Annotated in this window: 21 protein-coding genes; 14 read left to right on the top strand and 7 right to left on the bottom strand. The window is 72.7% G+C overall.

Annotated features, from left to right (window positions below):
• Positions 1–9 precede the first annotated feature (9 nt).
• Positions 10–1,176, bottom strand: coding sequence for a helix-turn-helix domain-containing protein (locus GA0070616_RS04670; RefSeq protein ID WP_091076812.1), 1,167 nt, complete (start codon positions 1,174–1,176; stop codon positions 10–12).
• A gap of 234 nt (positions 1,177–1,410) precedes the next feature.
• Between GA0070616_RS04670 and GA0070616_RS04665 the strand changes: the two genes are divergently transcribed.
• Genes GA0070616_RS04665 through GA0070616_RS04650 form a run of 4 tightly spaced genes read left to right on the top strand, consistent with a single transcriptional unit; the run spans position 1,411 to position 3,357 of the window.
• Positions 1,411–1,680: a hypothetical protein gene (locus tag GA0070616_RS04665; RefSeq protein ID WP_342672259.1), complete on the top strand. Its 270-nt coding sequence runs from the start codon at positions 1,411–1,413 to the stop codon at positions 1,678–1,680.
• Positions 1,677–2,033, top strand: coding sequence for a globin family protein (locus GA0070616_RS04660; RefSeq protein WP_245712654.1), 357 nt, complete (start codon positions 1,677–1,679; stop codon positions 2,031–2,033). The genes GA0070616_RS04665 and GA0070616_RS04660 overlap by 4 nt, the downstream gene beginning before the upstream one ends.
• Positions 2,030–3,100, top strand: a complete 1,071-nt coding sequence (locus GA0070616_RS04655; RefSeq protein WP_245712653.1) for an oxidoreductase — start codon at positions 2,030–2,032, stop codon at positions 3,098–3,100. The genes GA0070616_RS04660 and GA0070616_RS04655 overlap by 4 nt, the downstream gene beginning before the upstream one ends.
• A complete protein-coding gene (locus GA0070616_RS04650; RefSeq protein ID WP_091076806.1) occupies positions 3,100–3,357 on the top strand; it encodes a DivIVA domain-containing protein in 258 nt (85 codons plus the stop codon). The genes GA0070616_RS04655 and GA0070616_RS04650 overlap by 1 nt, the downstream gene beginning before the upstream one ends.
• Before the next feature lie 83 nt (positions 3,358–3,440).
• Here the strand turns inward: GA0070616_RS04650 and GA0070616_RS04645 are convergent, their stop codons facing one another.
• Positions 3,441–4,229: an exonuclease domain-containing protein gene (locus GA0070616_RS04645; protein WP_175439983.1), complete on the bottom strand. Its 789-nt coding sequence runs from the start codon at positions 4,227–4,229 to the stop codon at positions 3,441–3,443.
• A 328-nt stretch (positions 4,230–4,557) separates the two neighbouring features.
• Between GA0070616_RS04645 and GA0070616_RS04640 the strand changes: the two genes are divergently transcribed.
• The 7 genes from GA0070616_RS04640 to GA0070616_RS04610 all read left to right on the top strand — a co-directional run bounded on the left by GA0070616_RS04640 (position 4,558) and on the right by GA0070616_RS04610 (position 13,772).
• A complete protein-coding gene (locus GA0070616_RS04640; protein WP_091076799.1) occupies positions 4,558–6,639 on the top strand; it encodes an AAA family ATPase in 2,082 nt (693 codons plus the stop codon).
• Positions 6,636–7,829, top strand: coding sequence for an McrC family protein (locus GA0070616_RS04635; protein WP_091076796.1), 1,194 nt, complete (start codon positions 6,636–6,638; stop codon positions 7,827–7,829). Before GA0070616_RS04640 ends, GA0070616_RS04635 begins: the two co-directional genes overlap by 4 nt.
• 245 nt (positions 7,830–8,074) lie before the next feature.
• Positions 8,075–8,644 carry a GNAT family N-acetyltransferase gene (locus tag GA0070616_RS04630; protein WP_091076790.1) on the top strand — a complete coding sequence of 190 codons (570 nt, stop codon included), beginning with the start codon at positions 8,075–8,077 and terminating at the stop codon, positions 8,642–8,644.
• A gap of 286 nt (positions 8,645–8,930) precedes the next feature.
• The gene (locus GA0070616_RS04625) at positions 8,931–10,556 is read left to right on the top strand and encodes a glycosyl hydrolase family 18 protein (RefSeq protein ID WP_091076786.1); all 1,626 of its coding nucleotides are present in this window, start codon (positions 8,931–8,933) and stop codon (positions 10,554–10,556) included.
• Positions 10,557–10,738: 182 nt separating this feature from the next.
• Positions 10,739–11,233 (top strand): hypothetical protein, encoded by a 495-nt coding sequence (locus GA0070616_RS04620; RefSeq protein WP_091076782.1) that lies wholly within the window; start codon positions 10,739–10,741, stop codon positions 11,231–11,233.
• An 86-nt stretch (positions 11,234–11,319) separates the two neighbouring features.
• The gene (locus GA0070616_RS04615) at positions 11,320–12,726 is read left to right on the top strand and encodes a class II 3-deoxy-7-phosphoheptulonate synthase (protein WP_091076778.1); all 1,407 of its coding nucleotides are present in this window, start codon (positions 11,320–11,322) and stop codon (positions 12,724–12,726) included.
• A gap of 14 nt (positions 12,727–12,740) precedes the next feature.
• Positions 12,741–13,772 carry a threonine aldolase family protein gene (locus tag GA0070616_RS04610; protein WP_091076774.1) on the top strand — a complete coding sequence of 344 codons (1,032 nt, stop codon included), beginning with the start codon at positions 12,741–12,743 and terminating at the stop codon, positions 13,770–13,772.
• An 87-nt stretch (positions 13,773–13,859) separates the two neighbouring features.
• Here the strand turns inward: GA0070616_RS04610 and GA0070616_RS04605 are convergent, their stop codons facing one another.
• Positions 13,860–14,732 carry a deoxyribonuclease IV gene (locus tag GA0070616_RS04605; RefSeq protein WP_091076769.1) on the bottom strand — a complete coding sequence of 291 codons (873 nt, stop codon included), beginning with the start codon at positions 14,730–14,732 and terminating at the stop codon, positions 13,860–13,862.
• Positions 14,732–16,723: a Stk1 family PASTA domain-containing Ser/Thr kinase gene (gene pknB, locus GA0070616_RS04600; protein WP_091076766.1), complete on the bottom strand. Its 1,992-nt coding sequence runs from the start codon at positions 16,721–16,723 to the stop codon at positions 14,732–14,734. Before pknB ends, GA0070616_RS04605 begins: the two co-directional genes overlap by 1 nt.
• 142 nt (positions 16,724–16,865) lie before the next feature.
• On the opposite strand from pknB, the gene GA0070616_RS04595 reads away from it, so the two are divergent.
• Positions 16,866–17,255 (top strand): Rv2175c family DNA-binding protein, encoded by a 390-nt coding sequence (locus tag GA0070616_RS04595; RefSeq protein WP_091076763.1) that lies wholly within the window; start codon positions 16,866–16,868, stop codon positions 17,253–17,255.
• 15 nt (positions 17,256–17,270) lie between these two features.
• On the opposite strand, the gene GA0070616_RS04590 is transcribed toward GA0070616_RS04595, so the two are convergent.
• Complete coding sequence (locus GA0070616_RS04590) at positions 17,271–18,353, bottom strand: polyprenyl synthetase family protein (protein ID WP_091076761.1); 1,083 nt, start codon at positions 18,351–18,353, stop codon at positions 17,271–17,273.
• A gap of 37 nt (positions 18,354–18,390) precedes the next feature.
• The gene (locus tag GA0070616_RS04585; protein ID WP_091076758.1) at positions 18,391–19,797 is read right to left on the bottom strand and encodes an NsdA family TPR-like regulatory protein; all 1,407 of its coding nucleotides are present in this window, start codon (positions 19,795–19,797) and stop codon (positions 18,391–18,393) included.
• Positions 19,798–20,002: 205 nt separating this feature from the next.
• On the opposite strand from GA0070616_RS04585, the gene metF reads away from it, so the two are divergent.
• Positions 20,003–20,920 carry a methylenetetrahydrofolate reductase [NAD(P)H] gene (gene metF / locus GA0070616_RS04580; protein WP_091076755.1) on the top strand — a complete coding sequence of 306 codons (918 nt, stop codon included), beginning with the start codon at positions 20,003–20,005 and terminating at the stop codon, positions 20,918–20,920.
• 44 nt (positions 20,921–20,964) lie between these two features.
• Positions 20,965–21,654, top strand: a complete 690-nt coding sequence (locus GA0070616_RS04575; protein ID WP_091076751.1) for a CDP-alcohol phosphatidyltransferase family protein — start codon at positions 20,965–20,967, stop codon at positions 21,652–21,654.
• A 94-nt stretch (positions 21,655–21,748) separates the two neighbouring features.
• Here the strand turns inward: GA0070616_RS04575 and GA0070616_RS04570 are convergent, their stop codons facing one another.
• Positions 21,749–23,233, bottom strand: a complete 1,485-nt coding sequence (locus GA0070616_RS04570) for a phytoene desaturase family protein (RefSeq protein ID WP_091076747.1) — start codon at positions 23,231–23,233, stop codon at positions 21,749–21,751.
• Positions 23,234–23,243: the final 10 nt, after the last annotated feature.

Genomic DNA, 23,243 nt, shown 5'->3' with positions numbered 1-23,243 from the left:
GCGGCCTCCTCAGGACGACATCAGCGCGAAGGTCCGGTCCATGACCTCTTGGACATCCGGCCGGTCTCGCCATGGTTGCAGCTCACGATTGGCCGTGAAGAGAACGTTGACCGCCCCGCCACCGCGAGTCTGCTCGATCGAATCGATGACCTGGTGCAGTGTCTCGGTCGCACCGTCAATCTCACGCTGCCGTACGTGAGTCAGCGCGAGATTGGCGAGCGCGATCGCATGGGACTTCCGGCGGTCCTGTATTGCTGCCGGGATCGCTCCGAGGAGGGATTGCGCCCGCTTGGGTTCGCCAAGCGAGAGGTAGCAGGAGCCGGCCAGCCGTTGCAGTTGCCCGGCTGAGATGAGGGCCTTTGCCGGATCCTTCGGTTCTGTTCGGCTCAGGTGGCTTTCGGCCTGGCTGAGTGCCCGTTCACACGCCGAGCGTTCGCCCATCATCGCATTGGCCTCGCCCACGTGCAGCAGAGCGAGGGCGGACAGCGAGTGGCTGCCGCATTGGGAGGCGAGCTGAGCGGCGCGTCTCGCCTGGGCGAGACCGCTCTTTGGTTCGCACTCGCTGTAGAGGGTCACATAGCTTTGGCGAAGTCTGGCCTGTGACTCTGCCTCGGCGTCGCGGTTCTGCTGCGCGGTGTAGGCCGCCTGGTCGAAGTAGCTGAGCGCTGTCTGGCTGTTCCTCCGCTGCGAGACATCCCAGACGAGTTGACCCATGAAGATTGAGGCCGCCGCCTCGACGTTGCGCAAGGCGCGGCGGACGGCGTCCCCGGCGGCATGTTTGCGCAGGAAGCGCACGTCGCTGTGCAGGCGACTGGCGTCCGGTAAGAGCGCGACGGATGGCCGGACGTCATAGCTGTCGATCAGCCGATCAAGCTCCTGTTTCAGGTGGGCCACGGCCGCAAGGTCGACTGTGCGGGGCTTCTTGAGCGCCACGGCCAGACGGTCGCTGTGCCGGGACTCGGCATCCTGTGTCTCGGCGAGCAAGGTACCTAGTTCATCGGGCGATACCCGCAGCGCATCGGCGAGCCTCGGGCGAACCCACGGCTGGGGCTCCGACTCGCAGCGTTCCCACCGGACGACGGTCGTGCGGTCGACGCCCAGCTTTTCCGCGAGGCTCTCCTGGGTGTGGCCGACCGTCTTCCGGCGTGCGGCGAGGCGGTGTCGCTTGAGGGCCATCACGGTACCTTCCGTTGCGGAATGTAATCAGGCAGCACTAAACAGTTACTCCACCAGGTGATCAAGATGCAACACCTATGCGCATGTTTCGCGAAGTTGCTGCCCTGGGGTAGCGAAGCCTTCGCCAGCAGGGTGTAGGCATGGCCCGGGGCGGGTGCTGGGCTCCGGTGGGGCGTACCCCCGAACGCATCCGCCGTCCCCGCCCGCTCCGGTGCCGCTCCAATCTCGATCTCGGTGGAAAGGCTCTCCATGACGGCGGTGCTGGAAGACTTCCCGGTGCTCATCCCGGTCAGCGACGACGATGTGGCGGTGGCCGTGCGGGCGGTGTTGACGCATGCGCCGGAACGGTGGCCGGCGGGTCCACTGTGCCGCAGTGAGCGGGTGCCGCATCCGTGCCGGCTGGCGCGCTGGGGCCGGGACACGCTGCGGGCGGCCGGGGTCACCGACGCTCGGGTCGATGAGCTGGTCGCCGCCGGTGACCCGGATGTCTGGCCGTGGGCGTGACCGGGCTCCGGGCGTACCCGATGGCGGGTGTGACCGGGCCGGAGCTGGTGCGCGAAGCGGTGGCGCGGTGGTGGGGGGCGGTGGCGGCGGACGCGGACCTGGCGCCGTACCTGATCGGGGTTGATCGTGCCCGCCTCGCCGGGCATCTGGCGCTGACTCTCACGGTGGCGCTCGGCGGGCCAGCCGGCGACATCGCCCGGCCGGCGGCCGGGGCGTGGCGCGGTCTGGGCCTGACCGAGGCGCAGCACCGACGGGTGGTCGACTACCTGGCGGGGGCACTCACGGCGCTGGGCGTGCCGGCCGGCGCGGTCGCCGCAGCGCGGCGGGCCTTCGCAGACGAGGCCGGGTCGTGACCGCCGCGCTGGGCGCGTCGTGGAGCGTCACCATGCGGTACGCCCGCCAGGCCGCCGACCACTTCTGGTGCACGGTCGAGGACCGCTGCCCGGGGCTGCTGCCGGAACGGACGGCGGGTGTGTTCCTCGCCGCGCTGGGGCGGCTCGCCAGCGGCGGCGACGACCCGGCGGGGCGGGCGGCGCTGCTGGCCGTGCTCGGCCGGGCCTACCGCCGCTACCGGCTGCTGCCGCACCGGCGGGCCGTCGAGGCCGCGCTGACCGGCACCGTCGCCCGTCACCTGCCCTGGACGCCGGAGTTGGCGGCGACCTGGGAACGCGCCGGGCGGCTGGCGTCGGCGGCGGTGGTCGAGGCCGCCGAACAGACCGGCGACGGCCCGGCCTGGTGGCCCGCCGAGGTGATCGGCCACGACCGGCCCGCCGACGGCGTCGCCATCCTGACCGTACGCCCCTGGCGTCGGCTGCCGTTCCAGCCCGGCCAGGCGGTGCCGGTCTGCACCGAACGCTGGCCCGGCCGGTGGCGGTGGTACTCACCGGCCAACTCCCCGCGCCCCGACGGCACGCTGGAGTTCCACGTCCGTGCCGTCGCCGCCGTCTCCCGCGCGCTGGTCCACGCGGTACGCCCCGGCGACCCGCTCTGGCTCGGCCCGCCCTGCGACACCGGGCTGCGGCTCGACCCGACCTGCGGGGCGGATCTGCTGCTGGCCGCCGGGGGCACCGGGCTTGCGCCGCTACGCGCCCTGGTCGAACAGGTCGCCGTGGCGCCGGCCGGGCGGCGGGTCACCCTGATCGCCGGTACGCGCACCTTCACCGACCTCTACGACGCCATCGCGCTCGACACGCTCGACCGCGCCCACGACTGGCTCACCATCGTGCCCGCGTTCTCCCACGACACGTCGGCGGAACCGGCCGAACAGGGCGACGCCCTCACCTTCGCCCTCGACCACCACACCCACCAGGAGGTCTACGTGTGTGGCCCGCCGGCCATGCTCGCCTCGGCCAGGCGTCGGCTGCCCGCCGCCGGCATGCCCGTCGACCGGCTCCACCTTGCCCGGGACTTCGGCCGCTGATGGGCGTCTACCACAGCCGCAACGCGCTGGCCGGCCCGCTCACCCCCGACCGGCTGGCTGCGGTCGAGCTGCACCGCACGCCGCTGGGCCGGCGCGGCTACCGGCCCGACGACGTCGACGCCCTGCTGCACCGGCTCGCGTACGAGATTGGGGAGCGCATCCGGCAGCGCGACCAGGTGTGGGAGGAGAACCGCCGCCTCAAACACGCCCTTCGCACCTGGCAGTCCGAGCACGCCACCACGCGCCACGAGCGGTGACGCCGGTTTCCCTGCCAGCTCTGTCCCTCCTCTACCAATTCTTCCTGGCACCGTGATTGCGCACTGCGGTGGTGCGAGTTGCGCTATCCGCGTCGCTTGGTCTCGAGAGGCCAATCCAAGCTCACTGTTTCAACGCGGCCCTGCCTGTCGAAAAAGGCTTGGAGTTCCCGCTTTTGCTTGACATACCAGTCGATCTGCGCCTGATGCAGGGCATCAGGGCGCAGTCGGGCGATCCGTTCATGACGGGCCGCGATCGATGTCGCCAGGTCGACAGCCGCGCGTGCATCGCTCGCGGCGTTATGAGCGGTCGTCAGCTCGACCCCGTAGTACTTGCACAGGCCGCTTAGTTGCCGGCTGTCGTACCAGCGGGGCTCGACCTCCCCGTGCAGAATCGAGGGGTCGACGATGTCGGCGCGATCCCAGTCCACGGCCGGAAGACTGTGGCGTGCCAGCTCGGTGTGCAGCGTCGTGACGTCGTAGTGGGCGCAGAAGGCAACCAGCGGTGTGCCGTCCGCGATCACCTTAGAAATCGCCGTTGCCAGCTCGGCCAGCGCCTCCCGAGGTGGCCTTCCGGCGCTACGCACCATCTCGTTGGTGATGCCATGGATCATGGAGGCTTCGGACGGAATGGGTACGCCGGGGTTGATGAGCCAGCTTGACGTTGTGCCGTCGGCGTAAACCAGGGCTGCGGAGACGATGCGGCTATCCATGGGCTCCTTGTCGGTGCCCTCGATGTCGAAGCCCACCATCGGCAGGTCGTGCCAGCCGCTATGGGTCCCGGAGGGCGGAGCGTTCCTGACCGGGGCACATTCATGGTGATAGGTGGTCCAACGGCTGCCGGTCTTGACCACCTGTCCGAGCTCGGCTTTCACCAAGCCTCCGCAACTACCACAGCTTCCAGGGTACTTATTGATCATGATGAGGGGCTCCTGCGATGGTTTCGAGCGCGCTGATTCGTGTCGCGCGTACGGGATCCGAGGCGTGAACATTCCGCACAGGAAGATCTTGGGTCGTCCGCCGCACTGCGAGCACCGTCGGCCGGGGTGGATTCACCCACCATTGTGGATGGTGAAGTGTGGCTGTTTGTTGGCAGTGTCTACCGCCGCAGGCGTCCACGCCGAGCACCCGTAGCTTCGTCATGCCCACCGAACGTAGGCTGTCCCGATCGCCGGCGATCAACACGTACGAGGGGTCAGCACAATGTCCGAGGGGGTCCGGTACGCGCTGCTGGTGCGCACCTGTCTGGAGGTGCTGCGCGAGGCCGGCGGCCGGATGCACGGCCGGGAGGTGCTCGCCGAGGTCGCTCAACGTGTCGACCTGACCGAGGCGGAGCGGAGAACCCACAAGAGCGGCGCCGCTGCCTGGAACGTGGCGGCCCGATTCCACACCGGCGACGCGGCGACCGCCGGGTGGATGGTGAAGCGGGACGGGTTCTGGTGGATCACCGACGACGGCCGACGGGCGCTGGAGACATATCAGGATCCGGATTCCTTGTCTGCCGAGATCGGTCGCCGGCACCGTGAGGTCTTTCGTAGCCGGAAGCAGGCCCGCAAGAAGTACGAGAGCAAACTGCACACCATCGCCGCCGCGCTCGCGCTGGTCCCGGACGGCTCCTGGACCGCGTACGACGACCTCGCGGATCTCGTCGACGGCTCGCCGGACGAGATTGCCCACCTGCTGGCCGAGACCTACGTCGAGAACTCACACCGGGTGCTGCAGGCCGACGGGCAGGTACCACCCGCTATGCACCAACACTTCAGGTACCGGGGCGGCGACGTGCGTGCCCAACTGGTCGAGGAGGGCGTCGAGTTCGAGGGACGGCAGGCCAACCCCGAGCAGCGCATCACGGCAGACCTCCTGGGCAAGCGGCAGGCGGAAGCGGAAACGACCACCCCGGAGACCACGTCGCGCCGTGCCTGGCTCGTACGCGGATCCAATGTCGATGGTGTCGACCTCGTGCCGCAGTGGTTGGCGCAGGGCTGGGTGTCCCTGGCCGCCTCGCAGTTGCCCGAGTTGGACGATGACATCGAGCAGCAGCGCCTCCAGCAGATCGTCGAGGAGGAGTACCGGCACAAGAGTTACTCCGTGCGGGAGAAACTGCTCGGCTACTTTGGCGCTTTCCTGCGCAAGATGCGACCGGGCGACTATCTGATGACGATGCACCGGGGCGAGGTCTACCTGGGCCACGTCGACGGGGCCGCGTACTTCGTGGAGTCGCCGGACCGGCGGTCCAACCTGCGCCGCCCGGTACGGTGGCTCAACGTCGGCGGGCCGCGGGATCTCACCGACCTGACCGGCCCGTTGCCTGCCTTGACGCAGAGCCAGGACGACCTGATCGACCTCACCGACGCGCTGGACGCGCTCGATCGGCTCTACGCCGATCTGGTGCCCGAGCAGCCGGTGCCGCAGCCAGCTCCGGAGGCACGGCTTGCGGAGGTGACCGACAGGACGGCCGTTGACCTGCTCACCGACCTCGGCTGGCTGTCCGACCTGCGGGAACTGCTCGCCGAGCGGCGGCAGGTAATCCTCTTTGGCCCGCCGGGCACCGGAAAGACCTACCTGGCGCAGAAGCTGGCGGCTCGACTCACCGAACCCCACGCGGTGAAGCTCATCCAGTTCCACCCCTCATACACCTACGAGGACTTCTTCGAAGGCTTCCGGCCGGAGAGCGGCGACGACGGGACGCTGCGGTTCAAGCTCACCTCCGGGCCGCTGCGACAACTCGCCGACGACGCTCGCGAGCACCCGTCCACCGCGTACATCCTGATCATCGACGAGATCAACCGGGGCAACCTGGCGAAGATCTTCGGCGAGCTGTACTTCCTGCTCGAATATCGCGACCAGCGAATTCGCCTCCAGTACTCGGCGGAGGACTTCACCCTGCCGGCGAATCTCTACCTGATCGGCACCATGAACACCGCAGACCGGTCCATCGCCCTCGTCGACGCGGCGATGCGGCGGCGGTTCGCGTTCGTCGAGCTGCACCCGGCCAAACTGCCCGTGCACGGACTGTTGAACCGCTGGCTCGACCAGAAGGGCCTCGCCTCGGACGCACCGGCCCTGCTCGACGCGCTCAACGCCCGACTCGCCGACGCCGACTACGCGATCGGCCCGTCGTATCTCATGCGGGAGTCGGTTCACGTCAGGCCGGACGGCCTCGACCGGGTGTGGCGGCATGACATCCTGCCGCTGCTCGTCGAACACCACTACGCCGACGACGTCGACGTCACGCAGCACTATGGCCTTGACACGCTGCGGCAGTCGTTGCCTGAGGTGCCATGACCCTCATCCGGGTACGCGAAGCCGGCCCCTCCGTGCAGATGCGGCTCGGTGCCGACGACGCGCGCCGGCTCGCCGCCTCGGGAGTCGTCGACGTCCGCCCGGGGCCGGCCGACGGCCAGTGGCACGTGCGCGCCGGACGGAAGGTCGGTGTGGCCCGGATCGGTCGCGTCGAGGTGCACATCGAGCCGAAGATGCCGATCGCGCGGCTGATGTTCCTGATGGGATACGTCCGCAATCCGAAGGGTTGGCGTGACGAGACCGTGCCGCTGCCCGAACACGCCGGTCTGGTGCCTGCACTGGCTGAGGCGTTGTGGCGGCAGACCGATCGTGCCCTACGCCCGGGTCTTCTCCAGGGCTACCGGACGGTTGACGAGACCTCGCCGGTGCTGCGCGGCCGGCTGCGCGAGACCGCACAACTGTCCCGACGTGCGGGTCGAGCGCTGCCGCTGGAGGTCCGGCACGACGACTACACGGTCGACATCGCCGAGAACCGCATCCTCGCCACCGCAGTCGACCGGATGTTACGGGTTCCCGGCATCGACGCAAGCTCCCGGCGCAGGCTGCGACACCTTGCCGGGCGTCTCGCAGGCGTGACCCGTCTGTTGCCGGGCGAACCCCCACCGGCTTGGCGGCGGACCCGGCTCAACGAGCGGCTGGTCATCGCACTCGGGCTCGCCGAGCTGGTGCTCGCCGGTTCCTCCGTCGACGCGGGCCGGGGTGGGGTGCTGGCAAACGCCTTCTTGCTCGACATGTGGCGCGTCTACGAAGACTTTCTCTCGGTCGCGCTTCGCGTCGCCGTCGAGCCTGCGTACGGCGGGAAAGTCCTGCTCCAGGCGCACCACCACCTCGACCTGCAGCGTCGCCTCGAACTGCGTCCCGACATCCTCTGGCGCAACGGAGCGGGTGCTGTCGGAGCCGTGGTGGACGCCAAGTACAAGGCGGCGATCGGCCACGGCGACGCCTACCAGATGCTCGCATACTGCATCGCCTACCGCCTGTCGCGCGGCCACCTGGTGTATCCGGCCGGCGAGCATCCGCCGCTGAGTCATATCGTCTGCAACGCCGGGGTCGAGATCATGTGCCATTCCCTCGATCTCGACACCGACCCGGTGCAGTTGCTCGCGCGGATAGACGCGTTGGCCGGGGAGATAACCCGTTCAGGGCCTGTGCCGGCGGCTGCGCTTCGCTAGGGTTGCCTTGCGCGCAGCGGGCGTTCGAGGTGTTTCCCGCAAGCTGCTGCGTGCTCAGCAGCGGGCCAGGAAGTTGGCGCTGGAACAGTCGCTGAAGATCGGAGTGAAGCGGTGGCCGGTCATCCGGCGGTCCACCCGGTCGACCTGAAGGCCAGCGCCGAGGGTGAATCGCTACCCCGGGAGTGGGGCCTGCGCGCCACCCCGGTGCCGGCCGCGCGGCGGGTTCTGCCGGTCGGTGGTCGTTGATGTTCGCCGTGCCGCTGACCGCCGACGCCGAGCTGCGTCCCCTCAATCCGTGGCAGGCCGAGGAGTTCCTGGCCAATCTCGACCGGTCTCGTGCGCACATCGCCCCCTGGGTGGCACCGTCCTTCGTGGCTACCGACCTCGACGGAGCGCGGCACGTGCTTCAGGGCTACGCCGACCGTTGGGCCCGCGACGACGGCGGCATCTGGGGCATCTGGTGCGGCGGCACGCTGGTGGGTGGGGTGCTGCTCGTCTCGCTGAACGCCGCGCGTGGGGTCTGCGAGGCGGGCTGCTGGCTCGAGCCGGCCGCCGAGGGGCGCGGGCTGGTGACCCGGGCGGTCACCCGTCTCATCGACTGGGTAGTCGACGAGCGTGGCCTGCACCGGGTCGAGTGGCGCACCGATGCCCGCAACGCCCGCAGCATCGCGGTGGCCCGCCGGCTCGGCATGCGTCGCGACGGCGTGCTGCGCGAGCTGCTGCCCGGTCCGGAGGGGCGCACCGATCTGGAGGTCTGGTCGGTGCTGGCCCCCGAGTGGCGGGCGCGACGCACTTCGTCGGCGGCGTCCGGCTGACGCCCGGGCGGCTGAACCCGGCCCTGACCACCGTCGCGTCCGCCAACGGGCGGGCGAGCGCACCTTGCGGGGTGCTCGGAGGCACGTCGTGCCGCCGGCCGCGCTCGTGATGCGCCTGCCGTCGGCCGGTTCCACCCGCCCTGCGGCATCCCGCACAGGCGATTCCATCGGCTGGTAGCGCTCCCAGGGCAAATCGACGCATGCGCATCTTGACGAAGTGATGACGGTGTGAGTAGCGTCTCCTCATCCTTTTGGAAAGTTTCCTAACTGTTTGGGGAGACGCCACATGAAGAGATCGTTCCGCCGGGCCCTCTGGGTCGGCGCCGTGGTCGCGTTGACCGCCGCGACCGCCCCGATGGCGTCGGCCTTCGGCGCCGGAAGCGTGACGACCACGTTCACCAAGGTGCAGGACTGGGGGACCGGTCACGAGACCCGGGTGACCATCACCAACGGTTCGGACGCCACGGTCGCCACCTGGCGCATCGAGTTCGACCTGCCCTCGGGCACCAGCATCAGTAGCTCCTGGGACGCCGACGTCACCCGCAGCGGCAACCACTACGTCGCGGTCAAGAAGAGCTGGGCCGGCGGGCTCGCCCCCGGCGCCTCCTTCAGCTGGGGCTACAACGGTGCCGGGGCGTACCGGGCGCCGCTGAACTGCACGATCAACGGCGCGCCGTGCGGCGGGGGCACCCCGCCGCCCACCACCGCGCCGCCGACCACCACCCCGCCGACGACGGCGCCGCCGACCACGCCTCCACCCACCACCCCGCCCCCGACCACGACGCCGCCGGACCCCAACGGCAAGAAGGTCGTCGGGTACTTCGCACAGTGGGGCGTCTACGCCCGCAACTACCACGTGAAGAACATCCACACCAGCGGCTCGGCCTCGAAGCTGACCCACATCCTGTACGCCTTCGGCAACACCACCGGCGGCCGGTGCACCATCGGTGACAGCTACGCCGACTACGAGAAGGCGTACACGGCGGCGGACAGCGTCGACGGCGTCGCCGACACCTGGGACCAGCCGCTGCGCGGCAGCTTCAACCAGCTCCGCAAGCTGAAGAAGATGTACCCGCACATCAAGGTCATCTGGTCCTTCGGTGGGTGGACCTGGTCCGGCGGCTTCACCCAGGCCGCGCAGAACCCGGCCGCCTTCGCCGACAGCTGCTACCGGCTGGTCGAGGACCCGCGCTGGGCGGACGTGTTCGACGGCATCGACGTCGACTGGGAGTACCCGAACGCGTGCGGCCTCACCTGTGACTCCAGCGGCCCGAACGCGTTCAAGAACGTGGTCAGCGCGCTGCGGGCCCGGTTCGGCTCGGGCAACCTGGTCACGGCCGCCATCACCGCGGACGGCAGCAACGGCGGCAAGATCGACGCCACCGACTACGCCGGTGCGGCCACGCACCTGAACTGGATCATGCCGATGACGTACGACTACTTCGGCGCCTTCAACGCGCAGGGCCCCACCGCCCCGCACTCCCCGCTCACCTCGTACCCGGGCATCCCGCAGCAGGGCTTCTGGTCCGACGCGGCCATCCAGAAGCTCAAGAGCAAGGGCATCCCGGCCAACAAGCTGCTGCTCGGCATCGGCTTCTACGGCCGGGGCTGGACCGGGGTGACCCAGACCGCGCCGGGCGGCACCGCCACCGGCCCGGCCCCGGGCACCTACGAGCAGGGCATCGAGGACTACAAGGTGCTCAAGAACAGCTGCCCGGCGACGGGCACGATCGCCGGCACCGCGTACGCCAAGTGCGGCAGCAACTGGTGGAGCTACGACACCCCCGCCACCATCGGCGGCAAGATGACGTACGCCAAGAACCAGGGCCTCGGTGGCGCCTTCTTCTGGGAGCTCTCCGGTGACACCGGAAACGGCGAACTGATCGGCGCCATCAAGGGCGGTCTCGGCTAGTCCGCAGGCCGACGCACCACCCACCCGGCGGGGAGGGACCACGCACCGGTCCCTCCCCGCCCGGCGTACCCCCCGGTGGTGCCGACCGTCGGCCCCTCGGGCCCGACGGTCGGCACCACCGTCGATGTGACAGACTCGCGGCTCGAACGGCAATCGATGTCCACCGGCGCCGGGAGGTAGCGATGGGGGTGACGACCCGGAGTGCGACCGTGGCCGCCGCGACGGCCGCCGCGCTGTCGGTCAGCCTGCTCGGCTGCGGAATCGGTGCCGACGAGGACGAGGCGAGCAAGCCGGGCCGCGCTCCCGCCGAGGAGGCCGCCGCCAGATCCCGGGAGCGGGTGCAGGCGTACCTCGACGCGATGACCGCCAAGGACGTCGCGGCCGGGCGCAACCAACTCTGCGCCGCGCTGCACGAGGCGTTCGACGCCGCCGCGACCGGCCCCAACGGTGACTTCGCCGACCACTTCACCGTGCCGCGGGCGCAGATCACCGACGTTCGGCCCGGCCCCGCCGGACAGCAGGTCAGCGCCACCGTGTCGGTGACCGTCAGCAGCCGCACGGCCACCCGGCCGCTGCTGTTCACCGTCACCCGCGACGGCGCCGACTGGTGCATCTCCGGTGAGGAACCCGGCGGCAACACCCCCGGGGGCACCCCCACCCCGGCCCCGACGCCCTGACCTGGTCGCCCCGGGGCGGTCGTCCACCTGCCGGAACCGCCCCCCTCGGAGACGGGGTACCCGGGCTGTCGCCGTACGCTTTGGTCATGCGCCATGAGTGGCATCAGTTGAGTCATCCCGCCGTGGGCAGCCCGGTCCTGCAGACCAGCCGCCCGACCGTCGACTCCGCCGAGGACGCGGCGCTCGGCCTGGACCGCTGGCGGGACCTGCCACGCGCCCAGACCCCGCCCTGGCCGGACCCCGCCGAGGTGGCCCAGGTCTGCCGGGTGCTCGACACCGTCCCGTCGGTCGTCGCGCCCTACGAGGTCGACCAGCTCCGCCAGCGACTCGCCCTGGTCTGCGAGGGCAAGGCGTTCCTGCTCCAGGGCGGCGACTGCGCCGAGACCTTCGCCGACAACACCGAGAGCCATCTGCTGGCCAACGCCCGCACCCTGCTCCAGATGGCCATCGTGCTCACCTACGGCGCGTCCCTGCCGGTGGTGAAGGTCGCCCGTGTCGCCGGGCAGTACACCAAGCCCCGGTCGCTGCCGACCGACGCGCGCGGGCTGCCGGCGTACCGGGGCGACCTGATCAACTCGCTGGAGGCCACGCCGGAGGCCCGGGTCGCCGATCCGCAGCGCATGATCCGGGCGTACGCGAACTCCGCCGCCGCGATGAACATGCTCCGGGCGTACCTGGCCGGCGGGCTCGCCGACCTGCACGCCGTGCACGACTGGAACAAGGGCTTCGTGCGCAACTCCCCGGCCGGTGAGCGGTACGAGGCCATCGCCCGCGAGATCGACCGGGCGCTGGCCTTCATCCGGGCCTGCGGGATGACCGAGGACGACGCGCTGCGCACCGTCACCCTGTACTGCTCCCACGAGGCCCTGGCCCTGGAGTACGACCGGGCGCTGACCCGGGTGTCCGACAACCGGGCGTACGGCCTGTCCGGGCACTTCCTGTGGATCGGCGAGCGCACCCGCCAGATCGACGGGGCGCACATCGACTTCATCTCCCGCATCGCCAACCCGATCGGGGTGAAGCTCGGCCCGACCACCACCCCCGACCAGGCGATCGAGCTCTGCGAGAAGCTCAACCCCGACAACATCCCCGGCCGGCTCACCCTGATCAGCCGGATGGGCAACCACAAGGTCCGCGAATCGCTGCCGCCCATCGTGGCCAAGGTCACCGCCGCCGGGGCCAAGGTGGTGTGGCAGTGCGACCCGATGCACGGCAACACCCACGAGTCGTCCAACGGCTACAAGACCCGGCACTTCGACCGCATCGTCGACGAGGTGCTCGGCTACTTCGAGGTGCACCGTGGCCTGGAGACCCACCCGGGTGGCCTGCACGTCGAGCTGACCGGCGAGGACGTCACCGAGTGCCTCGGTGGTGCCCAGGGCATCGAGGACCTGGACCTGCCCGACCGGTACGAGACCGCCTGCGACCCGCGCCTGAACACCCAGCAGTCGCTGGAACTGGCCTTCCTGGTGGCGGAGATGCTCCGTGGCTGACGCGAGGGAGAACCATGGCTGACGTGATGATCGACCTGCGTTCGGACACGGTGACCCGGCCGACCGCCGGGATGCGGGAGGCGATGGCCACCGCCGAGGTCGGGGACGACGTCTACGGCGAGGACCCCACGGTCAACGCCCTGGAAGCCGAGGTCGCCGCCCTGTTCGGGCACGAGGCGGCGCTGTTCTGCCCCACCGGCTCGATGGCGAACCAGATCGCCCTGCAACTGCTGGTGTCGCCGGGCAACGAGCTGCTCTGCGACGCCGACGCGCACGTGGTCACGTACGAGATCGGCGCGGCTGCGGCGTACGGCGGCATCTCCTCGCGGACGTGGCCGGCGGTGGGCGCGGACGTCGATCCCGACGTGGTCGCCGCCATGGTCCGTCCGGACGGCTACTGGGCGGTGCCGACCCGGGCGATCGCCGTGGAACAGACCCACAACCGCAGCGGCGGTGGGGTGATCCCGTTGGACGTGCTGCGTGCCCTGCGGGGGGTCGCCGACTCCGCCGGGGTGGCCCTGCACTGTGACGGTGCCCGCATCTGGCATGCGCACGTGGCCGACGGCGTGCCGCTGGCGACCTACGGCGGGCTCTTCGACACCCTCTCGGTGTGCCTGTCCAAGGGGCTCGGTGCGCCGGTCGGGTCGCTGGTGGTGGGCAGCGCCGAGCAGATCGGACGGGCCCGGTTCGTCCGTAAGCGGATGGGCGGCGGGATGAGGCAGGCGGGCGTCCTCGCCGCCGCCGGCCGGTACGCCCTCGCCCACCACGTCGAGCGGCTCGCCGCCGACCACGCCAGAGCGGCCCGGCTGGCCGAGGCGGTCGCCCCGTTCGGGGTGCTCGCCACGGCCGTGCGCACCAACATCGTCCCGCTGGACCTGACGAAGTCGTCGCTGGACGCGCCCGCCCTGGCCGCCGCCGCCCGCGCGCGGGGCGTGCTGGTCTCCGTGCTCGGCCCCCGTACGGCCCGCCTGGTCGCCCACATGGAGGTCGACGACGCCGCGGTCGACCGCGCCGCCACCGTCCTCACCGAGGTTCTCCGCGCCTGACGGTCCGCCGGTCCGCCGGTCCGCGGGCCTGACGGCCCGCGCCCGGCGGTGGCGGGTGCCCGCCCCGTCGCACGTCGGGGTGCCGGGTCAGGGGCGGAGGCGGCGCAGCGTGGCGATGTCGGCCGCGTGGCCCTCGTGGCGTTCCGTCGGGGTCTCCACCACGACGGGCACCCCGGCGGTGGCGGGATGGGCCATCAGCTCGGCGAACGCCGGCTCGCCGATGAAGCCCTTGCCGACGTTCTCGTGCCGGTCCCGGGTGGAACCGCACAGGTCCTTCGAGTCGTTGGCGTGCACCAACCGCAGCCGGTCCGCGCCGACCGTGGCCACCAGCGTGTCCAGTGTGGCGGTCATTCCGCCCTCGGCGGCCAGGTCGTGCCCCGCCGCCCAGGCGTGGCAGGTGTCGAAGCACACGCCCAGCCACGGGTGCCGGTCGACCGCGTCGAGGTACGGCCCGAGCTGCTCCACCCGCGAGGCCAGCGACCGCCCGCCGCCCGCGCTCGGTTCCACGAGCAGCATCGGACCACCGGCTGCGGCGGCCGAGTCGAGCAGCGGCAGCAGCGTCTCGCGTACCTGCCGCACAGCGGCTTCGGCGTGCCCCGCGTCGACGGAGCTGCCGGCGTGGAACACGACTCCACGGGCCCCGATCGCCGCGCCCCGGCGCAGGGCGTGCGCCAGGGTCGCCACCGACCTCTCGACCGTGGCAGCCGTCGGGGAACCCACGTTGACCAGCAGGGAGGCGTGCACGAAGACCGGCAGGCCGCGGTGCGCGCAGCCGTCGCGGAACAGCGCGTCCTGGGCCGGGTCGCCCTCCGGTAGCGCCCAGCCCCGCGAGTTGGACACGTAGACCTGCACCACCTCCGCACCGGCCGCGTCGAGGTACGGCAGCGCGGCCCTCGCCAGCCCACCCCCGGTCGGGGTGTGCGCGCCGACGGGGCGGTGCGCCGGGGTCGGCGCGGGCATCAGAAGCACCCGATGGTGACCGCGCTGCCCGGGTTCACCTGCGTGTTCTCGGCCGGGTTCTGGAACCGGGCCACACCGTTCGGGTTGAACTGCACCGTCACCGGGTGACCCTGGGCCTCCAGCACCTGCTTGGCCTGTGGGCAGGGCAGGCCGACGACCTTGGGCACCGCCACCAGCGGCGGGCCCTTGCTGACCTCCAGCCGCACCTGGGTGCCCTTCACCACTCCCGCGCCGTCGGCGGGGCTCTGCCCGAGAACCTCGTCGCGGGGTTTGTCCGAATCCTTGTAGGTCGGCTCGACCAGCACCAGGCCCAGCTGGGCGATGGTCGCCCGCGCCTCGTTGAGGTTCTTGCCGACCAGGTTCGGCACCGTGATGGGGGCCCGTCCCCGGCTCAGGACGACGGTCACCTTGTCGCCCGGCTTGACCTCGGCACCGACCGCCGGGTCGGTGGCCACCACGACGCCTTCGGGCAGGTTGTCGTCGTAGCGTGCGTTGCCCTTGACCACCTCCAGCCGCAGGCTGGTCAGGTCGGCCTCGGCCAGTTCGAACTCCTTGCCGACCACGTCGGGCACCGGGAACCGTTCGGGACCCAGCGAGAGGGTGAGCCGGATCGTGTCGCCCTTGAGGATCCGAGCGGCCGGCGCCGGGTTCTGCGCCACCACACCGTCGCGGGGGATCTGCTCGTCGTGTCGTGGCTCGTCGTAGGCGACGGTGAAGCCGGCGCGGGCGGCCTGCGCCTCCGCGTCGGCCTGGCTCATGCTCACCAGCTGCGGCGCGACGGTGTAGCGGCCCACCCCGAACCACCAGCCGCCGAGGGCGGCCACCAGGCCGAGCGCCACCACGGCCGCGGCGACCGCGAGGCGTCCGCGCGGGCTGCCCATGACCTGCGTACGCAGGGCCGCCAGCCGGGACCACAGGTCGCCGCCGCGGGTCGGGGCGGCCCGTCGGCGGCCCCGGCCGCTGCCACCGCCGCCCTCGGGCAGTCGTGCCCAGGCCGGCCGCTGGGACGGCGCGACCGCGGCCACCACCATCGTCGGCTGGGACACGGCCGACTCGTCGGTGATCCGGCTCAGCACGGCGGTGTGGGTGTTCGGGTTGCCGAGGTCGTCCCGGGCGACCTGCACCTCGGCGAGCAACGCGCCGGCGTCGGTCGGCCGCGCACCCGGATCCCGCCGGGTGGCGCGGGCCACCAGGTCGTCGAGCACCCGGGGCAGGCCGGGCACCAGGGTCGACGGCGTGGGCACGTCCCGGTCGACGTGTTGCCAGGCGACGTCGACGGGGCGGTCGCCGTCGTAGGGGACCCGGCCGGTGAGCATCTCGAACAGCACGATGCCGGCCGAGTAGACGTCGGTACGGGCGTCGGCGTGCCCGTCGGTGACCAGCTCCGGCGCGACGTACGCCACGGTGGCCATCAGCTGGCTGCCGTCCTGTTCGTCGGTGCTGGCCTCCACCGCGCGGGCCAGCCCGAAGTCGGCGACCTTGACCACGCTGTCGACCAGGTTGGCCGGGCCGCCGGTGGGCGCCTCGGCGACCAGGACGTTCTCCGGCTTGATGTCTCGGTGCACCAGGCCCGCCCGGTGGGCGGCCGCGATCGCGGCGAGCATCTGCTCGGCGATGGCCAGGGACTCGTCGGGGTTCAGACGCCGCCGCTCCGACAGGACCTCGCGCAGGGTCCGGCCCCGCACGTACTCCATGACCAGGTACGGCAGGCCGGCGTGGGTGCCCTGGTCGTAGACGGCGACCACGTTGGGGTGGGTCAGCCGGGCGATGGCCTTGGCCTCGTCGGTGAACCGGTCGAGGAAGTCGGCCGGGCGGGCCCGCGCCCCGGTCGCCTGACTCGAATGAATGATCTTGACAGCGACGGTGCGTTCGAGGCGCTCGTCGGTGGCGGTGTACACGGTCGCCATGCCGCCACGGGCCACGCGACCGCGGATGCGGTAGCGCCCGTCGATCAGCGAGCCCGGCAACGTGTCGGCGACCTGTGTGTCCATCGGCAGGCAGTCTATGTGTCGGCGGGGTGAATGTTGCACAGGATGCTACCGCCGTGCTGCCAACGGCACGTCCCGCCGCGCGTACCCGGTCCGGCGGGGTGCCGTTTGGCCCTGGCCGGGGGCGACATGGCAGGGTGGTCGGGTGACCGACTCCGTACCCGCCGACCGGGCGTCCGACGCCCCTCTCGCCGGCCCCGCCGACCTCTCCGCCTGGCTGACCCTGCCGGACGTGGCCGAGCGACTCGACGTGTCGATCAGCAAGGTCCACCAGATGCTCCGGGAGCGCGAGCTGCTCGCCGTGCGCCGGGACGGGGTCCGCCGGATCCCCGCCGACCTGGTGGCCAACGGCACCGTGCTCAAGCACCTGCCCGGAGTGCTGAACCTGCTCGCCGACGCCGGCTACGACGACGAGGCGGCGCTGCGCTGGCTGTACGAGCAGGACGAGACGCTACCCGGGGGTACCCCCGCCGCGGCTCTCGGAGGCGACCAGGCCCGGGAGGTCAAGCGCCGGGCCCAGGCCCTGGGTTTCTGACCCCACCGGCCCGGGTCAGTCGGCGCGACGGGTGGCGGCGATGGCCAGGTCGACCAGGGCCTGCCGGGCCTCGGTGTCGAGGTCGACGGCGCCCAGCGCGGCCAGGGCCGTGTCCGTCAGTGTGCCGATCCGCTGCTCGGTGCGCGCCAGCGCGCCGGTCGAGGTGATCAGATCCCGTAGCCGGGCGACGCCCGGCTCGTCCAGCCCCGGGTCGCCCAACGCGCCCAGCAACAGCGCGCGGCCGGCGTCGTCCGCCGCCTCCAGGGCCGCCGCCACCAGGTAGGTCCGCTTGCCTTCGCGCAGGTCGTCGCCGGCCGGCTTGCCGGTCTGCGCCGGGTCGCCGAACACGCCGAGCACGTCGTCGCGCAACTGGAAGGCCTCACCCAGCGGCAGCCCGTACGCCGAGTACGCCAACCGGACGTCGGCGGGGGCGTCGGCCAGCGCCGCGCCCAGCAGCAGCGGCCGCTCGACCGTGTACTTCGCCGACTTGTACCGGGCCACCTTCCCGGCCCGCTCCAGGGACGTGTCCCCGGTGGCCTGGGTCAGCACGTCCAGGTACTGCCCCACGGTGACCTCGCTGCGCATGTCGTCGAAGTCGGGCCGGGCCCGGGCCACGGTGCGCGGATCCAGGCCGGCGGAGTGCAGCAGCTCGTCCGACCAGACCAGGCACAGGTCGCCCAGCAGGATGGCGGCGGAGTCGCCGAAGCCGTCCGCGTCGCCGCCCCAGCCCTGCGCCCGGTGCCGGGCGGCGAACCGCCGGTGCACCGCCGGCTCGCCGCGCCGGGTGTCCGAGCGATCCATCAGGTCGTCGTGGATGAGGGCGCTGGCCTGGACGAACTCAAGCGCCGCCAGCGCGGTCACCACCGGGTCGGTGTCGACCCCACCGGCACCCCGGAACCCCCAGTAGGCGAAGGCCGGCCGCAGCCGCTTGCCGCCGCCCAGCACGAACGCCTCGATCGCCTCGGCCACCGGAACCAGGGCGTCGTCGACGCCGGCCATCCAGGCGCGGCGGGCGGCGAGGAACTCGGTGAGGGACTTGTCGACCCGCTGGCGCAGGTCGGCGCGGTCGACGGGGGAGACGGGAGCAGCGTGGGTCACGCCTCGACGCTAGCCGGTCGGGGTGGGGCCCGCCGCCTCAGCACCACCACGACGCGCCGGACCAACCGGGGGTCGGCCCCGGCCACGGCGCGCCCGGCCCCCGGGGCAGGTAGGGGCCGGTCGCGGCGAGGAGCGCGGCGTAGCGACGTACCGCCGGTAGCTCGTGGTGCGGGGCGAGCCGGCGGCGCAGCGCGGCGAGTGGGCGCACCGCCCGGGGCGACCCGGCACGGATCGCCTCGAGCAGCGCCGCGCCGGCCGCCGCGCACGCCTGCTCGACCTCGCCCACCTCCAGGTGGCAGCGGGCCAGCCAGGTGCCGTAGACGGCGCGGTCGCGCGGGCCGCCCCGACGGTGACCGGCGACCAGCAGCATCTCGGCGGCGCGGGGCCGGCCCAGCGCGACCAGCGTCCGGCCCGTCAGCCGGGCCAGCTCGTGGCCGTCGAGCCAGTAGAGCCAGCCCGGTTCCCGTTCGACGGCCGGTTCCTCGGTGACCCGGCGTGCCGCGTCGAGGGCCCGCCCGGCGGCGGCGACCCGACCGGCGAGCGCCGCGGCCAGCGCCACCCGGTGCAGCAGCAGGGCCCGCAGCCCCGGACCGGCCCGGCGGCCGGCGCCCGTGTGCCCCGCCGTGGCGAGCAGCAGTGCGCCCGCCGGGTCGCCGAGGCCGGCGAGCAGGTGGCTGGCGCAGCCGAGGACGTGCCCCGCCAGCGCCGGGTCACCGGCGGCGCTCGCGGCGCGCAGGGCGAGGCGGTAGGCGTCCAGCCCGGCTTCCGGGTCACCGGCGTCGGCGGCCAGCCACCCGGCGAGCTGGGCGGACTCGGCCACCACCGGCAGCAGCCGGCGGCGCCCGACCGGGCCGGCCCCGGTGAGCGCCCGGACCGCCCGACCCCACCGGGCCCGCCCGAGCCCGACCAGGTCGACGCCGCCGCACAGGTCGTCCATCCGGCGCAGCTCGGCCAGCGCCGCTTCCGGCGGGCCGTCGGCCGGGACCTCCCCGGGTGGACCGCCGACCCCCCGGGGCCCGGCACCGCCGGGGTCACCGGCCCCCCGGGGCCCGGCCGGGGCACCGGCGACGCCCCGGGGAGGGACGTACGCCGGACCGGCGGTCATCGGCAGCGGCGTGTCCGCTGTGGTGGCGAAGCGGTGGGCCAGGGCCAGCAGCGCGGCGCGGGAGCGCGCCCCGGTGCCCCGCACGGTCGGGACGGCCAGGCGTCGGGCGTGGGCGGCGGCCTCGTCGAGCCGCCCGGCCGGAGCGTCGAGGACGACCGCCAGCCACCCCCGCCAGAAGGCGCCGGGGACGCGCGCCTGCCGTTCCCAGCGGGAAACCTCGTGCCGGCTGAGCGTCGGCACGCCCGCCGCGGCGCACAGCTCGGCGGCGAGCCGGGACTGGCTCCAGCCCTTCGCCAGGCGGAGCCGGGCGATCGTCGGCCCGGTCAGGGACGGGGTCATGCGGGGCCTCCCGAGGGGTCGGCGGTGCCGGCGACACCCGGATGCGACCGGCGTGCCGCCGGTGGACGGCTGACCCCCGCGCGGGCCCCCGCGGACCGCCCTGCGGCCCGCCCGCGCGCCCCACTTCTATCCCCGCGGTACGACGTTTTCCCGCGCGACGGGAAGCCGCTGGGGTGCCCGCGCGTCGTGCGGCTAGAGTCGGGGCGTGGCGCTCGGTCTTCCCTCGGTCCTCCCCAACCCGCAGCCAGCGATCGGGGAGCTGATCCGTGACTGCCGGCCGACCTTCTCGTTCGAGTTCTTCCCGCCGAAGACCGCCCCGGGTGAGGTGCTGCTCTGGCAGGCGATCCGCGAACTGGAGTCGCTACGCCCCTCGTTCGTCTCGATCACCTACGGCGCGGGCGGCTCGACCCGGGACACCACGGTGGCGCTGACCGAGCGGATCGCCACGGAGACCACCCTGCTGCCGATGGCCCACCTGACCGCGGTCAACCACTCCGTGGCCGAGCTGCGCAACGTCGTCGGCCGGCTGGCCGCCGCCGGGGTGCGCAACGTGCTGGCCGTGCGGGGCGACCCGCCGGGTGACCCGACCGCCGAGTGGCTCCCGCACCCGCAGGGGGTGCTCTACGCCGAGGATCTGGTGCGGCTGGTCAGGGCCGCCGGGGACTTCAGCGTCGGGGTGGCCGCCTTCCCGTACAAGCACCCCCGCTCGCCCGACATCGACTCCGACACCGCGTACTTCGTGCGCAAGTGCCGGGCCGGCGCGGAGTTCGCCATCACCCAGATGTTCTTCGACGCCGACGACTACCTGCGGCTGCGCGACCGGGTCGCCGCCGCCGGCTGCGACACCCCGATCCTGCCCGGCGTGATGCCGGTGACCCAGATCGGCACGATCGCCCGGTCGGTGCAACTGTCCGGCGCGCCGTTCCCGGCGGCGCTGGCCGCGCGGTTCGAGCGGGTCGCCGACGACCCGGAGGCGGTGCGTCGACTCGGCGTGGAGCAGGCCAGCGAGATGTGCGCCCGCCTGCTGGCCGAGGGCGTTCCGGGCATCCACTTCATCACCCTCAACCGCTCCACGGCCACCCGCGAGGTCTGGCAGAACCTCCAGGTCGGCGCCCGGACGTGACAGTGGGCGTCGCGACACCTGAGCGCCGCCGAGACGGTTGAGCCGTGGTGGGCACACAGCTGAACTGGAACGAGTACGCCACGGCGTGGGCGCGGCTGCACGGGGGCTTCGACCCGCGCGCCGCGACGCCGGTGGTACGCGGCTGGCTGCGTCTCGCCTACCACGTCGGGTACGTGCTGGGTCGGCTCCGGGTCGCCCCGACCGCCGTCACCGTGGCCGGGGTGCTGCTCTGCTTCTGCGTTCCGCTGCTGGCGGTCCGGCCCGGGGACGGGCCGTTCCTCGGGGCGCTGTTCGTGCTGCTGGCCGCCGTCGCCGACAGCGTCGACGGTGCCGTGGCGGTGGCCACGGGCCGCACCAGCCGACTCGGGTACGTCTACGACTCGGTGGCCGACCGGCTCGGCGAGGTCGCCTGGCTGGTCGCGTTCTGGCTGGTCGGTGCGCCGGGCGCGCTGGTCGTCGCCGGTGGGGCGCTGTCCTGGCTGCACGAGTACGTGCGGGCCCGCGCGGTTTCGGCCGGGATGCGGGAACTCGGCGCGGTCACGGTGGGGGAACGACCCACCCGCGTCTCGGTGGCCCTGGTCGGGCTGCTGCTGGCGGGCCTGACAGGTCTGGTCGAGACCGACCTCGCCGCCGGCACGATCACCATGGCGACGGCCGTCTGGGTGCTGTTGGCCGCGTTCGGCCTCGGCCAGCTGCTCTCGGCCGTCCGCCGGGCGCTGATCGACGCCGGCTGACCGCCCCGGCCGGACGGGCCGGGTCACCACCGCCCACCCGGGCCGGGTCACCACCGCCCGTGCCGGTCGGGCACCGCGCGGCGACGGTCGCCGGTCACCAGGCGGGGCCGATCTCCTCGGCGACGATCTGGGCCGACAGGGCCACCATCGGCAGGCCACCGCCGGGGTGGCTGGACCCGCCGACCAGCCACAGTCCGCGCGCCGGGCCACGGTTGGCGGGGCGCAGCAGGCCGCCCGCGGTGCCGTAGATCGCCCCGCCCGGTGCGCCGGTCGCCGCGTCCAGGTCGGCGGGGGTGCGGACCTGGCGGAACAGCAGCCGGTCGCGCACGTCCACGCCGCGTTCGGCGAGCACGTCGAGGACCCGGTCGGCGTACGCCTGCGCCAACCCCGGCCGACGCCAGTCCACAGCACCGGGCGCGGTGCCCTGCCGCGCGGCGTTGACCAGCACGAACCACGCCTCGTGCCCGGCCGGCCGGACCGTCGGGTCGTCGGCGACCGTCACGAAGACCGTCGGGTCGACGGCCGGCCGGGCCCGCAGGCCCCGCCCCGGATCGCCGAAGACGGCATCGAACTCGGCGTCGTAGTCGCGCGGGAAGAAGACGTTGTGGTGGGCCAGCCCGGAGTCGCCGCGCACCCCCAGGAGCAGTACGAAACCGGCGAGGCTGCGGTCGGTGAGGGTGGCCAGCCGGCGCGGGGTGGGCAGCAGGTCCCGGTAGACGGTGAGCGCGTCGACGTTGGCCACCACCACGTCGGCGGGGACGGGCGCGGTCGCGCCGGCGAGGCGTACCCCGTGCACCCGACCGCCCACGGCGTCGATGCCGGTGACCGTGGCGCCGGTCTGCACGACCACGCCCAGGTCGAGGCAGCGCGACAGCAGCGCGTCGGCGAGGGTGCCCAGCCCGCCGCGCAGATACCAGCCGCCGAAGGTCAGCTCCGCGTACGGCACGGCGACCAGCGCCGCCGGGGCGCGGCGCGGGTCCGCGCCCGTGTACGTGGCGTACCGGTCCAGCAGCATCCGCAGCCGGGGGTCCGACAGGTGGCTGCGACCCAGCCCGCGCAGGGTGCGGCCGGGAGCGATGGCGGCCAGGTCGCCCAGCCGCCACGCCAGCGACGCCAGGTCACGCGGGGAGTCGACCCGCCGGCGCAGGATGTCCCGTTCGGACGCCGCCCAGACCCGGCCGGCGCGCCGCCACAACCGCTGCCAGTCGGCGGCGGCCCGGCCGCCGAGCACCGCCCCGATGCGGGCGGCGAACTCGTCCGGGTCGGCGCAGGAGTCCAGCGGTTCGCCGGAGCCGAAGACGTGCCGCACGATCGGGTCCAGGGGGGCCAGGTCGAGATACTCGTCGAGCTTCGCGCCGGTCGCCTCGAACAGGTCGTGGAAGACCTGCGGCAGGGTCAGCAGGCTCGGCCCGGTGTCGAAGTGGAACGTCCCCTCGGGGGTGTCGTGCGTGTGCCGGCCGAGCTTGCCCCCGACGGTGTCGGCCCGTTCGAAGACGGTCACCTCGTGCCCGGTGACGGCCAGCCGGGCGGCGGCGGCCAGCCCGCCGACCCCGGCGCCCACGACCACGATCCGCGCCATGCCGCGCCCT

This window comes from Micromonospora nigra (assembly GCF_900091585.1).
GTDB classification, from domain to species: domain Bacteria; phylum Actinomycetota; class Actinomycetes; order Mycobacteriales; family Micromonosporaceae; genus Micromonospora; species Micromonospora nigra.
The sequence above is the reverse complement of the archived record's forward strand: the minus strand, read 5'-3'. Positions and strand labels throughout refer to the sequence as shown.